Here is a 15,399-nt window from a genome sequence, read left to right as displayed (position 1 = left end):
TATGAGACTTTTTCCTTTAATATGTTTCTTAATCTTGCTCTTCTCCTGCCAACAAGGAAAAGAGCAGAAAAAAATAAATAATCAAACTTCGGCAGAAGACAGCCTTTTAACTTTAGTTCAACGTCAAACCTTTCAATACTTCTGGGAAGGTGCAGAGCCTAACTCTGGACTAGCTAGAGAGCGTATCCATATCGATGGGAACTATCCAGAAAACGACCAAAATGTCATCACTACAGGAGGCAGCGGCTTTGGCCTTATGTCAATTTTGGTTGGTATGCACAATGATTTTATCACTAAGGAAGAGGGATATGATCGACTATTACGGTCCTTAAGCTTTTTGGACAGCGTTCCTCGCTTCCAAGGGGCTTGGGCACATTGGTATCATGGAGACACAGGAAAGACCAAACCTTTCAGTCGCAAAGATGACGGTGGCGACCTTGTGGAGACGGCCTTTCTGGCACAAGCGTTGATCTGCGTTCGCGAATATTACAAGGATGGATCTCCCGAAGAGAAGCAGCTGGCACTTTTGGCAGATACACTATGGAAAGGTATTAACTGGAATTTCTACCGCAATGGGAAAGACACACTCTTCTGGCATTGGAGTCCCACCTATGGCTGGGAGTTAAATCACCCTATACAGGGTTTCGACGAATGTATGATCACCTATATTCTTGCAGCTTCTTCTCCAACCCATCCTATTCCGGATTCTACATACCACAAAGGGTGGGCACGCAATGGCTCCATAAAGACCGACATCAAGAAATATGGAATACCTACACTAGTAAAACATAACGCCAAACCAGGAGAGGTAGGTCCCCTATTCTGGTCTCATTACTCGTTTCTTGGCTTAAACCCACTTGGCCTTCGAGATCGTTATGCCGACTATGAAGAAGTAGTGAAAAATCATACAAAGATTCATCTGGCTTATGCCGATGAAAATCCCAAGAATTACAAAGGTTATGGCTCAAACAAAGGATGGGGATGGACTGCTAGTTATTCTGTAAATGGTTATAATGCGCACCATCCCGACAACGATCCCGCAGGAGTCATATCTCCTACAGCAGCCATATCGTCCATACCTTATACGCCAAAAGAAAGTATCAACTTCATCCAATATCTTATGGACAATTTGAAGGATAAAGTATGGGGGAAATATGGTTTTTACGATGCTTATAGTGAAAATGAAGCGTGGTATCCACAGCGGTATCTTGCCATAGATCAAGGCCCTATGGTCGTCATGATACAGAATTATAAAGACGGATTTATCTGGAATCTATTCATGCAGGCCCCCGAAATTAAAGCTGGACTACAAAAATTAGGGTTTAAAAGTCCTCACCTATAAAACAAACAAGCTTACTCTAATAGAGTAAGCTTGTTATATAGTTTTGCTTTAATTACAATTTAGAGTTTACGTCCACCGCGTTTAATTCTGCGAAGGCTTGTTTTAAGCGGGCAACGAAAGACTCTTCGCCTTTACGCAACCAAACACGTGGGTCGTAATACTTTTTGTTCGGTGCATCCTCACCTTCAGGATTTCCAATTTGTGATTGCAAATAATCATGGTTCTTAGCCTCATACGCACGAACACCATCCCAGAATGCCCATTGCATATCTGTGTCGATATTCATCTTCACAGCACCGTAAGAGATAGCTTCTGCAATCTCTTCAGGCGCCGAGCCTGAACCGCCATGGAAAACAAAGTTTACAGGCTTTTCAGCAGCAAGATTGAATTTCTTACGGATATACTCCTGGGAGTTGTGTAAGATTACAGGTTGCAATTTCACATTTCCAGGTTTGTAAACACCGTGAACATTACCAAAGGCAGCCGCTACGGTAAACTTATCCGATACTTTTGACAATTCTTCGTACGCATAAGCCACCTCTTCCGGTTGTGTATATAATTTAGAGCTATCCACTCCTGTATTGTCTACACCATCTTCTTCACCTCCAGTAACACCTAGCTCGATTTCTATAGTCATGCCTAGCGGCTTCATGCGCTCAAGATATTTCTTAGAAATCTCAATATTTTCTTCTATAGGCTCTTCCGAAAGATCTAACATGTGCGAAGAAAATAAAGGTTTGCCGTTTTGTGCAAAGAACTTTTCGCCAGCATCCAATAATCCATCAATCCAAGGCAACAATTTCTTAGCCGCATGATCCGTATGAAGAATTACGGCAACACCATAGTGCTCAGCCAACAAATGTACGTGATGCGCCGCAGATACAGCACCCAAAATGCAAGCCTTCAAACCATCGTTGTTCAATGACTTTCCAGCATAAAATTGAGCACCACCGTTAGATAATTGGATAATTACCGGAGAATTAACAGCTTTTGCTGTTTCTAATACTGCATTAATAGAGTTGGTTCCTATTACGTTTACTGCAGGTAAAGCAAAATTGTGTTTTTTGGCGATTTCAAATAATTCTTGTACTTGATCCCCTGTCAAAACACCTTTATAGTCTTTTAGGCTCATTGTTGTATTATTTTAATGAAAGCATAAAAATAGAATTATTTTGTCATTAAAAAAATAATAGTGTCAAAAATACACTATCAAAAATGTATTTTTTCTAAAAAAGCGCAGCATAGTTTTTCTTATCCTCTCCAATTCTGTATTCACTTTTGTCTGTTTATCACACTAAACAGAACAACTGTTTTTTATCTGCCACAGTTTTGTCCTCAAAACAGAAAATATTTCAGTACTTTTATATAATGAAATTACCTAATAATAATCACTATGCTCAACGTATACGGAATTAAGAATTGTAACACGGTAAAAAAAGCATTCAATTGGCTCAATGCTCATAAAATTGAATACACTTTTCACGACTACAAAAAAGAACCTGCCGAAGAAAAGCAGCTTATAGCTTGGCAGAAGTTAATCCCTTGGGAATCCTTAATCAACAAAAAAGGGACTACATGGAAAAAACTTAATCCCGAACAGCAGGCCGCCGTAGTAGATGAAAAATCGGCAAGAGAGATTTTGCTTGCTCATAACAGCATGATCAAACGTCCGCTTATAGAGCTCGAAAACGAACTTATCCTTGGATTTGACGAACAATTATATACTGAAAAACTATTAAAATAAATTATGCGAAGATTTACTAAATACTTCACCATGTGCCTCATTGCGGGAGCGCTGACAACGCAATTTGTGGAGGCTCAAACGCAGTCTGAATACAGCTACACAGAGGCGTTTGCACCAAATTTTTACACTACTTTCGGCAATGAATATCGTTCTGCCAGTGGTAAGCCTGGACCTCAGTACTGGCAAAATGCAGCAAGCTACGATATCAAAGCTACATTAGATGATCAGGCTGACAAAGTCAGAGGTACGTTGACCATGACCTACATCAACAACAGTCCGGAAACTCTGGACTTCGTATGGTTCCAGTTGGATCAAAACCTTTTTAATTCAAAGTCCAGAGGACAAGCTACCATCCCACTTAGTCAAAGCCGATACGGAAATGCCGCAAGTACCTTTGAAGGGGGGTACCAGCTTACAAATATCAAAGTAAACAATACCGCAACATCCGACTACATCATTTCAGATACACGTATGCGCATCAACTTACCTAAGCCTATCCCTGCTAAAGGCGGTAAGGTTACCTTCAGTATGGATTTTGAATTTTCCATTCCACAGTACGGTGCCGACAGAATGGGTATTTTGCCTACCAAAAATGGAAAGATTTATTCCATAGCACAATGGTATCCGCGTGTATGTGTGTTTGACGACATCTTAGGATGGAATACACATCCCTACACCGGTCCTGGAGAGTTCTACTTAGAATTCGGAGATTACAACATAGAAATTACAGCTCCGGCCAACCATATCGTCGTGGCGGGTGGTGAACTATTAAACCCTTCAGAGGTGTGGACGCCGACGCAGCTGTCACGATACAATGAAGCACAAAAGTCGGACAAGACCGTAATGATCCGCTCTTTATCTGAGGTAAACGATAAAAATTCTCGTCCAAACAAAAAAGAATTGACGTGGAAATTCCGTCTTCAGAATGCACATGATATTGCATGGGCTGCCTCCCCTGCTTTCATAGTAGATGGCGCCAAAATCAACCTTCCTTCAGGAAAAACAAGTTTTGCCCTCTCGGTATATCCTGAAGAAAGTAATGGCAATAACGGGTGGGAACGATCTACGGAATATACTAAAGCTTCCATAGAGCATTATTCAAAAAAATGGTTTGAATATCCATACCCTGTTGCCGTAAACGTGGCTTCCAACGTAGGTGGTATGGAATATCCGGGCTTATCCTTCTGTGGCTATCGCGCCAAAGGTGCCGACCTATGGGGCGTTACCGACCATGAGTTTGGTCACAACTGGTTTCCTATGATCGTGGGAAGCAACGAAAGGTTGCACGCTTGGATGGATGAAGGCTTTAACACCTTTATCAATGAAATTTCCACTATACATTTCAACAAAGGGGAATATAACACTCGTGTGGGTGCCAAAAACAGCCTAACACAAGCCATGTTCAATAAATCATTGGAGCCTATCATGACCACTCCACAGAACATGAAAGAGCGTCATATCGGTATTTTGGCGTATTATAAACCTGGATATGCTTTGCGTCTTCTACGGGAAGAAATTATAGGTCCTGAACGTTTTGACGCGGCCTTCCGCAAATACATCGAATATTGGGCATACAAACACCCTACTCCTTACGACTTTTTCCGTACCATAGAAAATGAAACAGGAGAAAATCTAAATTGGTTCTGGCGCGGCATGTTCCAACACAACTGGCAGATGGATCAGGCTATCTCGGAAGTAAGATATGTGGAAATGGATGAAACCAAAGGAGCTTTAATCACTGTGCAAAACTTGGGAAAACTCCCTATGCCTGTAGAAATTGAAGCAACAACCGTATCTGGCAAAAAAATAACCAAAAAACTTCCTGTAGAAATTTGGGAAAGAAATACCTCTTGGACATTCAAATTGGAAAGTACAGAAAAATTAACGAAGGTACAGTTGGACCCTCGCAACGTCTTTCCGGATATCAACCCGGAAAACAACACTTGGATAGCAAAATAAATGATAAAAATAGTAAAATATTATTTGACAACCTTTTTAGCTCTTGTGTGCTGCGCCTTTTCTTATGCGCAGCACATTCAAGGCTATGTGCTGGACTTGATCAACAATCAACCCATAAGCAACGTTGAAATAAAAAACTTGCGCACGAATGAAACTGTAAAATCGGATAGGAACGGCGCTTTCAGCATTGAAGGCCAGGTCAACGACTATCTTAGCGTCAACATCGTAGGCTATCAGCCGGACACAATTTATTATTACGATGAAGCAATACGTCGCATCTATCTCAATAAGGATGAAAATATCCTAGAAATCGATGAGGTATTGGTAAAACGGTTAACAGACAACCTTCTGGCTAAAGAGCTCGAAAAAGCAAAAAACGAAGGAAAAATTGTCGAAGTACCAGACAACGAAGGAGGAATCAAGATATCACCCTCTCGCCTCTTTGGCAAGAAAGCCAAACAAGCAAGAAGCAATGTACAGCTTCTGCTAGAAGAGCAAAACGCACGCCGCATAGACCAGCGCTTTACCAAACACCTTATCAAATCTTTGCTTCCTTTGGATGATGCACAAATTGCCTTATTTCGCGAACGTTATCGTCCCTCCTTGGATTTCATAAAAACAGCTACGGACGAAGACCTCAAGCTTTACATTTTTGACGCATACAAAAAGTTTAAGCAAGAGCATTAAAAATCATAAAGCCGAAACAAACATTTGTTTCGGCTTTATGATTTTTATATCACGAACTGATTATTTTACCACTTAAGGATATCGTTACCGAAGGTGAAAAGCATCAACGCAATAAGGATAAAGAATCCTATCATCTGCGCTGTCTCTAAAAATTTGTCGCTCAACGGTTTTCCCTGAATCATCTCTACCAATAAGAATAAAACATGACCACCGTCTAATGCCGGAATAGGAAGTAAGTTCATGAAGGCTAAGGCCATGGAAAGCATACCCACCAAATTCCAGAATCGTGTCCAATCGACTTCACTTCCGAACAACTTAGCGATACCGACAGGACCGGACAAAGCCTTATCCGCACGAACCTCTCCTTTAAAAATCTTGCCAAACCCTTTGATATTGTCGGTCACCACAGCAAAAGCCTTAGCTGTACCCAAAGGTAAAGACTCTCCTAACGTATATTTACGCATAACCATAGGAAGGTTGGTAAAGCCTAACTTACTGGAGGTATCCGCCTCTGCCACCAACTGTAATGAGTCCGAACCTCTTAATACATCCAATGTGATTTGCTTACCACGATTCTTAGCTATCTCTTCTTGAAAATAATCAAGACGCTCTACCTTCACTCCATTTACTGCTACAATCTGGTCTCCCTTCTTCAACCCCATCTTTTGAGCACGTGTACCTTCGAAAACACTGTCTACAGGAAGCATCTTAAAAATAGGGCTTACAAACTCATTTCTCTTGTATTCTGCAACATCATTCAACATAGTCGCAGGAAGTGCTATGTCCATAACCTTGCCCTGACGTTCTATACGCAACTGCGCATCCCCCATAAGCACCTCGGAAGACATCACATCTTGAATAAAGAGATTGGCCGGTTTGCCATTCACTGCCAAGATTTTATCACCTTCTTGCAATCCAATCTTCTCTCCGATAATACCTGGCTTGATACCGTATAATCTTGTGTTATCGTAGTCCGAATCGCCATATTTGAATATCAGCATCCAGAACACTAAAATACCGACAATGACGTTTACGATGATACCGCCAAGCATGACGATAAGGCGCTGCCATGCCGGCTTCGAACGAAATTCCCATGGCTTCGGCTCTTCCTTCATCTGTGCCGTATCCATAGATTCGTCGATCATACCTGCAATTTTCACATAGCCACCTAGCGGCAACCAGCCTATACCGTACTCACAACCTTTATAATTAAACTTAAACAGCTTTACGCCCCAAGCATCAAAGAAAAGATAAAATTTCTCCACCTTGATCCCAAAAGCACGGGCTGCAAGAAAATGTCCCAATTCGTGTAGTATAATCAAAATTGATAAGGCCAAAATAACCTGACCTATCATCACTAGTGTACCCATTTATTATTTTAGTTTTTTAATTTAAATTTATTGATTAAATCTCGTGCCACTTTTCTACTCTCCAAATCAACCGCAATATAATCATCTAAATTTAGGTTATTTGTATTTTTTATATGACATAATGTCTCTTCTATGACATCTGACATACCTAAAAAGGAAATCTCATCATGTAGAAAGGCCTCAACAGCGACCTCATTGGCGGCATTCATCACACAACATCTGTTTCCTCCCTCCCGTAAGGATTGAAAAGCCAATTTAAGATTTCTGAAAGTATCTAAGTCCGGCTTTTCAAAAGTCAGATTTGCATACTCTAGAAAATCGAACCGCCTAAAATTATTCTTATAGCGCTCTGGATAGGTCAACGCATATTGTATCGGCAGCTTCATATCTGGCAATCCCATCTGTGCCTTCATCGAGCCATCCTGAAACTGTACGATAGAATGAATAACCGATTGAGGATGTACGACAACGTCAATCTGCTCTATGTCCAAATCGAAAAGCCACTTAGCTTCTATTACTTCCAACCCTTTATTCATCAAAGAAGCAGAGTCTATCGTAATTTTTGCTCCCATAGACCAGTTCGGATGCTTGAGAGCCGATTCTTTTGTAACATTCTCTAGACGACCTCTATCCCAGCCTCTGAAAGGTCCTCCCGAAGCGGTAAGGTATATTTTCTCGATTGGACTTGGCTCTCCTACAAGACATTGAAAAATGGCAGAATGCTCCGAATCCACCGGCAACATACGGACACCATGTTTCTTTACCAAGTCCATTACTAACTCGCCACTAACCACCAGTGTTTCTTTATTGGCTAATGCGATATCCTTTCCTTTTTCAATAGCACGTACGGTAGGTCTTAACCCCGCAGATCCAACTATTGCATTAAGCACCACATCGATCTCCTCTAGCTGTACGGCCTCCACCAAGGCTTCTGCTCCTGCTGTCACCTGTATATCCGTATGAGCGAGGGCTTCCTTTACCGTCGTATAATTTGACTCGTTGATAATTACTACAACTTTAGGCTTAAACTCCAGCGCTTGTTGGATAAGCAGCTCGGCACTATTGTATGCGGAGATTACGCTAACCTCAAATCTATCGGCAAAGGCTCGAACAACATCCAGCGCCTGAGTGCCTATACTTCCTGTCGAACCTAATATGGCTAAATTTTTCTTCTTCAAAACGTCCCTTCCCTATAGTATATTGTTCAACAATTCAGGATCATCACTGCCTTTATATTCTTTTATCATTCCCACATATGCTACGGCCAATACCAGGCTGACAGAAGGAATAATAACAAAAGTATTAATCGCTCCCAATATTTTGGCGATGACACTGTAGCCCACATATTCGAAAAACAACTGTCCCAAATAGGCGGAAGCAATTATTACCATTAAAATAAGCAAATTAATGGTATTGCCCTTAGTAAAAGCAATACTCATCTTAACGGACCTAATAATATTGAAATTATTCTCCAGAATAAAAAACGGGAAAAAAGAAATCCTTATCAGCACAAACATCATGATTAGTCCCGTCAAAAGAGGATTTATCTCATAGATAATCTTGTCCATCTCAACTCCAAGATATAAGAGCGGCATGCCAATTATAGAACATAGTAAATATACTACTCCCGTAATCAATGAATAAAGCAATAGCCCCAAAATGAATTGAACAAACTGATTCGTCGTGGGTATATAGCTCTTCAATTCAGCCTTCTCTATATTCTTTGAAAGTAGAATGGCACGTTTGATAAGGACTAGCTGCAATCCAAAAAATAGGATTACGAATACCAAAAACAACACAAACTTAATCTCAGCCCCCAACATATCACTGAGATACAAAGCCAAGTAAGTCGAAAGGCTGTTGGTTACAAATAATAAGAAACAAAGACCTGCTACTGAGAAATAATGTTTTCGGAGTATTCCTAATGCTCGAAAAAAGACATCATTAGCACGAAATGTACTTTCTTTTAAAAACTCTAACATCTTGATTAATAATAGTGCAAAGATGATACATTTTTCGCATTACATCAACGAAATTTATCAAATTGTAGCACAAATTATCGGTCTTGTAGTGAACAGTTTAAACGAAACTTTCTATGGCAAGACGGTAGCTATCCAGACCAAAACCTAAGATTACACCCTTACATACTTTGGATAAAAAAGAATGATGACGGAAAGACTCCCGTTGGTGCACATTGGAAATATGCACCTCCACCACAGGAGTTCGTATAGCCGCAATAGCATCGGCTATAGCCACCGAAGTATGTGTGTAGGCTCCTGCATTCAACACAATACCATCATAAGAGAAGCCTATCTCATGCAGCTTATCTATAATAGCTCCTTCACTGTTGCTCTGAAAATATTCCAAGTCAAAAGAAGGATAACGCTCTTTCAAGCTCTGAAAATAAGTTTCAAAAGACTGGTCTCCATAGATGCTTTTTTCTCGAACGCCTAACAGATTCAGATTGGGACCATTCAGTATTAATATCTTCTTCATATTCTATAATGACGAATAAATATAGATATTCATGTATTAAAAATCACCATAAAAATTACGGAATGTAGAACGTAAACCAAAGCTAATTACTCCTGACTTTTGCGTTGGAGATTCTTCGATTTGTCTATATCGTTGTGTATATCCTATTTCGAAACGTAAATTATATTTAGGATTGAAAACATAGGAGGCTCTCAAATCCGCGTAATAAAGATTATTCTTAACTCCTTGACCAATTTTGTTGCCATAAGTATTAGGGGCGGTATTATACGATTGAAATATATTACCTCCATAATTGGTATTATCGGCCGGATCCGTACCAAACTTAGAATATAACGCTTCTGCAAAAAAGTCAAACCGCTGCCATGAATACGTCAATATTCCAACCAATTCTCTGAAGTTGGCTCCACGAGGATGGGCTAAAGGCTCTCCATGATTGCTGTAATTAGATATGGATGTCTTATGCTGATACATGTAAGGGCGGGCCAAATTGTATTCAAGCAACATATTTAAATTCTTGAATTGTAAAATATCATGCCCACGTACCCCTATCTGTGCAGCCCATTTATTATGGATATAGCCCTTGTTGCCAAAAAATTCCTTCGCGGTAAACTCTCCAAGCATAAATTGCCCGTAGGTGGTCAGATTCTTGGTGAGCTTATATTTTGAATTTAAGCCCAGAAACATCTTGTCCGGCGAAGAGGAATTCGTAGACTCCAAAGGACGTAAGGGTATAGCAGGATTCAAATAATTAAAATCAAAACCTCTCTTTCCACTTGGATTTCGGTTTGCCCAAATGACAGCTTGAAAAAAACCTATAGAAAAACGGTCGGTAGCGTTATAGTCTACATATTGAAATGCACCCCATTTGATGCCATCTCCGTAAATCCTAGTGGTGTCAATTTCTCCATAGCGTGGATTTTTTGAATCCAACATGTAAGCCCAAATCGAAGTATATTGAACATTACCTATTTCCCCTGTAAATTTCAGATGAGTATAGTTGGAAGAAAAATCAGACAACAGTACAGACCTGTATCCATCTCCAATATGGTTTTTGTCATAGGCCATGGTCACCTGAAAATAAGGACTGAAATCATAAGTTAAAGATGCTGAAGCATACATCCAATCCTTCTTGTTGTTAGCCAGATTTTCAACAGCCCCCTGTCCGGGAACCGTATTTTCAATCATATACTCATCAAGATATTTAGGAAAGACACCTTGGTTTTCGAAAAAGTTTGTATAAAAGGTAAATTTATCTTTTATAGTCAATCCCAACTGCACGCCACGCGTATTCAACCATGTTGTGCGCTTGTCTTCTCCAATCATCTCTTTACCGATCTGAAAGTCTGGTAAAAAATCCAGATAGAATGTATGATCCTCTTTTTCTACCTGAACCAAATGCTCGTTAAAAATTTTACGCACAAGCCAATTACTCGATCTGACATTATATTCATTTTCCAAGTATTCCTTCTCATCCAATACATCCTCATCTCGCATAACCATAGGTTTTGAAGACGTATGCAGTCTTGTATTAGGATTATACAAAATGCGGCTATATTTCTGCGATTGGCTGAAAGAATAAGGCTGAACAACAATCTGCGCTTCAGATTCTTTTGCAACAAAACATAAAAATGTTAAAGCCAAAACATAAGATGAAAGGTTTTTCTGCATAAAAAAAGTATATTACTATAATAAACGCAATGAAATTAATTAAATATTAAAACTACCACAAATTTAGTATTAAAATAATTATACCTTGTATTTTTTTATTTGACGCCAAATGGATATATTAGCTTAAGCTAAAACGTTTTAAAATATTCAAACTATATAAAGATTGGCTATTAACCAATAATATCATGAATCGTAAAACTTTTTTACAACAGAGTGCCCTGCTGGGAGCAGGAATGCTGGCAAGCAAATTTTCATTGGCAAACTCATTCCAGTCCAAATTTCCGGAAGTTCGCGTGCCGTTAGAGAAAAGACATTTTTCCAGCAAAGCAATAGAAGATGCTATTTCAGAATTTCGCAAGAACGTCAAACATGAAGAGTTAGGTTGGCTATTCAACAACTGCTTCCCCAATACTTTGGATACAACAGTCTATGACGAATCCACGGCATCCAAAAAATTGACCTATGTGATTACAGGTGATATAGACGCCATGTGGCTCAGAGACAGTAGCGCACAAGTATGGCCTTACCTTCCTTTCATGCAGAAGGATAAAAAGCTAAAAGATCTCATTTTGGGCTTAATAAATAAACAGACCCAATGTATCAACATAGATCCTTACGCTAATGCCTTCTATAACGACCCTAACAAAAAAGGGGAATGGTTCTCCGACCATACCGATATGAAGCCAGGCATCCATGAAAGAAAATGGGAAATAGATTCACTGTGTTATCCCATCCGCTTGGCTTATGAATATTGGAAAACTACGGGAGATACAACACCTTTTGATGAAGAATGGGTAAAAGCACAGGAAAATATCTATAAAACTTTCGTCGAACAACAACGAAAAGAGAATTTAGGTCCATATAAATTTATGCGCACCACACCACGCGGTAGCGATACACTTCAAGTAGATGGCTGGGGTTATCCGGTGAATCCCGTAGGTCTTATCTGCTCGAGCTTCCGACCATCGGACGACTGTACGATTTTCCTTTTCCTCATCCCTTCCAACCTATTCGCTATCAAAAGTCTAAGACAGTCTGCCGAAATATTACGCACTGTAAAGAACAATACTACACTTTCCAGCAAAATGGAAGCTTTAGCTAATGAGGTTGAACAAGCTGTAAACGAGTATGGTATCATCAACCACCCTAAATATGGAAAGATTTATGCATATGAAGTAGACGGCTTTGGCAGTGCTCTTCTTATGGATGACGCCAACGTGCCTTCCTTACTTTCTTTACCTTATCTAGGTGCCGTAGATGTGAAAGACGAAACATACCAACGAACACGGAAATTTATCCTATCCGAAAACAATCCTTTCTTCTTTAAAGGTAAGGCGGCCGAAGGTATAGGTGGACCGCATATAGGAAAGGATATGGTATGGCCGATGTCCATCGTCATGCGGGCCATGACGTCTTTAGATGACCGGGAAACACAACAGTGTATCCAGACATTGGTAGCCACACATGGTGACACAGGTTTTATGCACGAATCTTTTCATAAGGATGACCCGAAGAAGTTCACGCGTCACTGGTTCGCTTGGGCAAACACTTTATTTGGAGAATTGTTATGGAAAATATATAAAGAAAAGCCATCTTTGCTAAAAATATAATGGATTGCTCTAAATCTTTCTAAGACTTAGGGTAATCCTAAGTCTTATTTTTATGGACAATAAGGGACCTATAGGTATCTTCGACTCCGGCTACGGAGGATTGACGATTTTTAAGGAGATTTACAAAAAACTCCCACAATACGAATACATCTACTTGGGAGATAACGCACGTGTGCCGTACGGTACGCGCTCCTTTGATACGGTGTACGAATACACAAAACAATGTGTTTTCAAGCTTTTCGAATTAGGGTGCAATCTAGTAATATTAGCATGCAACACAGCCTCAGCAAAGGCTTTGCGTACCATACAGCAGAAAGACCTGCCGGAAGGCAAAAAAGTATTGGGGGTGATACGTCCCACCACAGAAACCATTCATCATTACACCCAAACAAATACCATAGGTATACTAGCGACACAAGGAACAGTCCTTTCGAATTCCTATGAGTTGGAAATAAAAAAATTCCATCCGGAGATTCGTGTCTTTCAGCATGCCTGCCCTTTCTGGGTCCCACTCGTGGAAAATAATGAAGTAAACAGCAGTGGAGCTCATTATTTTATCAAAAAGGATGTAGAAACTCTTTTACAGAAATCTCCAGATATTGACACCATAGTATTGGCCTGTACACATTATCCTTTACTATATCCAATAATTCGTCAATACACCCCCGAACATATTCAGATTCTTTCGCAAGGACCTCTGGTGGCTGAAAGTTTAGCAAGCTACCTAGAGCGCCATCCTGAAATCCAAGAAAAATGCAGCATCGGAAGTAAGATAGACTTTTATACTACCGACAATGCGGAGGACTTTTCTGAAAAGGCAAAAATATTTTTCGGACAGGAGCTGACAGCAAAACACATTAAAGTATAATAAAGAGAATAGGGACTAGTAGTTCAAGTCCCTATTCTTTTATCAAAGCTCTATCCAGATGAACGTATCCCCCATCCACATATACTAGCTGTCCTGTAGTATGGCTAGACCGCGACGAAAGCAGAAACACTGCCGTATCGGCTATTTCTTCGGCTTTAGTCATCCGATGTTCCAAAGGAATACGATTGGTAATCTTCTTGAGGGTTTTCTCCGGATCGGGCAAGGTCTGTATCCATTTGTCATACTGAGGAGTAGCACATTCGGCCACAATGATAGCATTGACCCGGATGCCATAAGGCAACAGCTCTACAGCCCATTCTCTTGTCAATGCATTGCGAGCACCGTTGGCGGCAGCATAACCCGAAGTACCACCCTGTCCTGTTTCTGCCGTTTTCGAACTTATATTAAGAACAACGCCTTTACTTTTTTTCAATGCCGCCAAAGCATAGTGGACCATCATGTAGTAATGAACTACATTCTTATGATAAGAAGCTATAAAAGACTCATAGCTCCCATTTTCCAGCCCCACGCCATCATTTTGTCCTGCATTATTGACAATACCGTCTATGCGGCCGAAATGTGCCAACGTCATGTCCACCGCCTGCTTGCAGGCCTCTGGAAGCGAAAGCTCTGCTTCTATCGCCAAGCTCTGAACTCCTAGCTGTCGCACCTCCTGCACCACCTTTTCATTGTCCTGCTGATTTCTGCCTACAATCACAGGAAGAGCCCCCTCTTTGGCTAAAGCCAAAACAATAGCTCGCCCTATGCCTTTAGCTCCTCCGCTGACAATAAAAACCTTATCTTTTAAAAATAAATCCATATTATGTCAATTGATAGAAATCTACAGCATTCTGCCCCCAAAAACACTGTTGCTCCTCCACGCTATAATCACCGATAATCTGTGACACAATCTCTATGCTCTGCTCATAGGAGGCCGCTAACAAGCACACAGGCCAATCCGATCCGAAGCAGGTACGTCTTATGCCGAAACATCTAAGCACATGCGCGATATAAGGGGAAAAATGGTCTAACCTCCAATTTGTCCAATCCGCTTCTGTGGCAAGTCCCGACACCTTACAGTACACATTCGGAAAGGAAGCTAACGACTCTATGAATAAGGCCCATTCGTCGAAAGCTTGGCTTTTGATAGGCGGTTTCGCTATATGATCCAGCATAAACTTCTGCTCAGGATTGTTGCGGACACATTCCAATGTAGAGGCATAATGCACAGGTCGTATCAGCAAATCATACGTAAAATTGTACTTCGTAAGACCCTCTATGCCTTTCAAAAATTCATCTCTGGACAAAAAGTCTCCGTCCTCCTCCGCTTCGACAATGTGACGGAACCCCTTAATAACAGGATACTTGGAAAACTCTTCCAAATATTCACCTATGTGAGGTGAACGAAGGTCTACCCATCCTACCACCCCTTTTATCATCTTGTACACCTGTGACAGCTCCACGAGAAATTTTGTCTCCGCATGCGATTGATCGGCCTGCACGGCTACTGCCCCGTCAAAGCCGTTGTCCTTCAGTGTTTGGGAAATGTCGTTAGGCAGAAAATTCCTCCTAATAAGAGACATTTCTTCTGTAATCCAAGTATCTCTTTCGGCATTGTATAACCAAAAATGTTGGTGTGCATCGATACGCATAGC

14 protein-coding genes are annotated in these 15,399 nt (G+C 40.6%); 6 read left to right on the top strand and 8 right to left on the bottom strand.

The genetic code is table 11. The annotated features are described in order from the left end of the window. Position 1 precedes the first annotated feature (1 nt). Positions 2-1,342, top strand: a complete 1,341-nt coding sequence (locus tag ABD873_RS03470; RefSeq protein ID WP_345064669.1) for a glucoamylase family protein — start codon at positions 2-4, stop codon at positions 1,340-1,342. Between the two features lie 52 nt (positions 1,343-1,394). Here ABD873_RS03470 and fbaA read toward each other — a convergent pair whose 3' ends face one another. Then, on the bottom strand, positions 1,395-2,474 hold the full coding sequence (fbaA, locus tag ABD873_RS03465; RefSeq protein ID WP_345064666.1) for a class II fructose-bisphosphate aldolase: 1,080 nt from the start codon (positions 2,472-2,474) through the stop codon (positions 1,395-1,397). A gap of 261 nt (positions 2,475-2,735) precedes the next feature. On the opposite strand from fbaA, the gene ABD873_RS03460 reads away from it, so the two are divergent. The 3 genes from ABD873_RS03460 to ABD873_RS03450 are packed head-to-tail and all read left to right on the top strand — an operon-like array spanning position 2,736 to position 5,732. Further along, positions 2,736-3,086 (top strand): Spx/MgsR family RNA polymerase-binding regulatory protein, encoded by a 351-nt coding sequence (locus ABD873_RS03460; protein WP_345064663.1) that lies wholly within the window; start codon positions 2,736-2,738, stop codon positions 3,084-3,086. Positions 3,087-3,089: 3 nt separating this feature from the next. Beyond that, positions 3,090-5,045, top strand: a complete 1,956-nt coding sequence (locus tag ABD873_RS03455; RefSeq protein ID WP_345064659.1) for a M1 family metallopeptidase — start codon at positions 3,090-3,092, stop codon at positions 5,043-5,045. Further along, positions 5,046-5,732 carry a carboxypeptidase-like regulatory domain-containing protein gene (locus ABD873_RS03450; protein WP_052258544.1) on the top strand — a complete coding sequence of 229 codons (687 nt, stop codon included), beginning with the start codon at positions 5,046-5,048 and terminating at the stop codon, positions 5,730-5,732. Between the two features lie 65 nt (positions 5,733-5,797). On the opposite strand, the gene rseP is transcribed toward ABD873_RS03450, so the two are convergent. From rseP to ABD873_RS03425, 5 genes are all read right to left on the bottom strand, one after another. Further along, positions 5,798-7,102, bottom strand: a complete 1,305-nt coding sequence (gene rseP / locus ABD873_RS03445; protein WP_039052885.1) for an RIP metalloprotease RseP — start codon at positions 7,100-7,102, stop codon at positions 5,798-5,800. Between the two features lie 8 nt (positions 7,103-7,110). After that, positions 7,111-8,280, bottom strand: a complete 1,170-nt coding sequence (locus ABD873_RS03440; RefSeq protein WP_345064654.1) for a 1-deoxy-D-xylulose-5-phosphate reductoisomerase — start codon at positions 8,278-8,280, stop codon at positions 7,111-7,113. A 12-nt stretch (positions 8,281-8,292) separates the two neighbouring features. Next, positions 8,293-9,084 carry a hypothetical protein gene (locus tag ABD873_RS03435; RefSeq protein ID WP_345064650.1) on the bottom strand — a complete coding sequence of 264 codons (792 nt, stop codon included), beginning with the start codon at positions 9,082-9,084 and terminating at the stop codon, positions 8,293-8,295. A gap of 97 nt (positions 9,085-9,181) precedes the next feature. After that, positions 9,182-9,598 (bottom strand): type II 3-dehydroquinate dehydratase, encoded by a 417-nt coding sequence (aroQ, locus tag ABD873_RS03430; protein ID WP_039052887.1) that lies wholly within the window; start codon positions 9,596-9,598, stop codon positions 9,182-9,184. A 36-nt stretch (positions 9,599-9,634) separates the two neighbouring features. Further along, the gene (locus ABD873_RS03425; protein WP_345064646.1) at positions 9,635-11,266 is read right to left on the bottom strand and encodes a gliding motility protein RemB; all 1,632 of its coding nucleotides are present in this window, start codon (positions 11,264-11,266) and stop codon (positions 9,635-9,637) included. A 185-nt stretch (positions 11,267-11,451) separates the two neighbouring features. Between ABD873_RS03425 and ABD873_RS03420 the strand changes: the two genes are divergently transcribed. Then, on the top strand, positions 11,452-12,876 hold the full coding sequence (locus ABD873_RS03420) for a glycoside hydrolase family 125 protein (RefSeq protein ID WP_345064643.1): 1,425 nt from the start codon (positions 11,452-11,454) through the stop codon (positions 12,874-12,876). A gap of 52 nt (positions 12,877-12,928) precedes the next feature. Continuing rightward, the gene (gene murI, locus ABD873_RS03415) at positions 12,929-13,744 is read left to right on the top strand and encodes a glutamate racemase (protein WP_345064640.1); all 816 of its coding nucleotides are present in this window, start codon (positions 12,929-12,931) and stop codon (positions 13,742-13,744) included. Positions 13,745-13,775: 31 nt separating this feature from the next. Here the strand turns inward: murI and ABD873_RS03410 are convergent, their stop codons facing one another. Then, a complete protein-coding gene (locus ABD873_RS03410) occupies positions 13,776-14,564 on the bottom strand; it encodes an L-fucose dehydrogenase (RefSeq protein ID WP_039052889.1) in 789 nt (262 codons plus the stop codon). Between the two features lies 1 nt (position 14,565). Continuing rightward, positions 14,566-15,396, bottom strand: coding sequence for an amidohydrolase family protein (locus tag ABD873_RS03405; RefSeq protein ID WP_345064636.1), 831 nt, complete (start codon positions 15,394-15,396; stop codon positions 14,566-14,568). Positions 15,397-15,399 lie beyond the last annotated feature (3 nt).

The organism is Sphingobacterium thermophilum (assembly GCF_039541675.1).
GTDB lineage: Bacteria > Bacteroidota > Bacteroidia > Sphingobacteriales > Sphingobacteriaceae > Sphingobacterium > Sphingobacterium thermophilum.
The sequence above is the reverse complement of the archived record's forward strand: the minus strand, read 5'-3'. Positions and strand labels throughout refer to the sequence as shown.

Bases quoted from the DNA above. Each gene is read 5' to 3' on its own strand.
- ABD873_RS03410 (WP_039052889.1), bottom strand. From the start codon at position 14,564: ATGGATTTATTTTTAAAAGATAAGGTTTTTATTGTCAGCGGAGGAGCT.
- ABD873_RS03405 (WP_345064636.1), bottom strand. From the start codon at position 15,396: ATGCGTATCGATGCACACCAACATTTTTGGTTATACAATGCCGAAAGA.
- ABD873_RS03470 (WP_345064669.1), top strand. From the start codon at position 2: ATGAGACTTTTTCCTTTAATATGTTTCTTAATCTTGCTCTTCTCCTGC.
- rseP (WP_039052885.1), bottom strand. From the start codon at position 7,102: ATGGGTACACTAGTGATGATAGGTCAGGTTATTTTGGCCTTATCAATT.
- murI (WP_345064640.1), top strand. From the start codon at position 12,929: ATGGACAATAAGGGACCTATAGGTATCTTCGACTCCGGCTACGGAGGA.
- aroQ (WP_039052887.1), bottom strand. From the start codon at position 9,598: ATGAAGAAGATATTAATACTGAATGGTCCCAATCTGAATCTGTTAGGC.
- ABD873_RS03455 (WP_345064659.1), top strand. From the start codon at position 3,090: ATGCGAAGATTTACTAAATACTTCACCATGTGCCTCATTGCGGGAGCG.
- ABD873_RS03450 (WP_052258544.1), top strand. From the start codon at position 5,046: ATGATAAAAATAGTAAAATATTATTTGACAACCTTTTTAGCTCTTGTG.
- ABD873_RS03435 (WP_345064650.1), bottom strand. From the start codon at position 9,084: ATGTTAGAGTTTTTAAAAGAAAGTACATTTCGTGCTAATGATGTCTTT.
- ABD873_RS03460 (WP_345064663.1), top strand. From the start codon at position 2,736: ATGCTCAACGTATACGGAATTAAGAATTGTAACACGGTAAAAAAAGCA.
- ABD873_RS03425 (WP_345064646.1), bottom strand. From the start codon at position 11,266: ATGCAGAAAAACCTTTCATCTTATGTTTTGGCTTTAACATTTTTATGT.
- fbaA (WP_345064666.1), bottom strand. From the start codon at position 2,474: ATGAGCCTAAAAGACTATAAAGGTGTTTTGACAGGGGATCAAGTACAA.
- ABD873_RS03420 (WP_345064643.1), top strand. From the start codon at position 11,452: ATGAATCGTAAAACTTTTTTACAACAGAGTGCCCTGCTGGGAGCAGGA.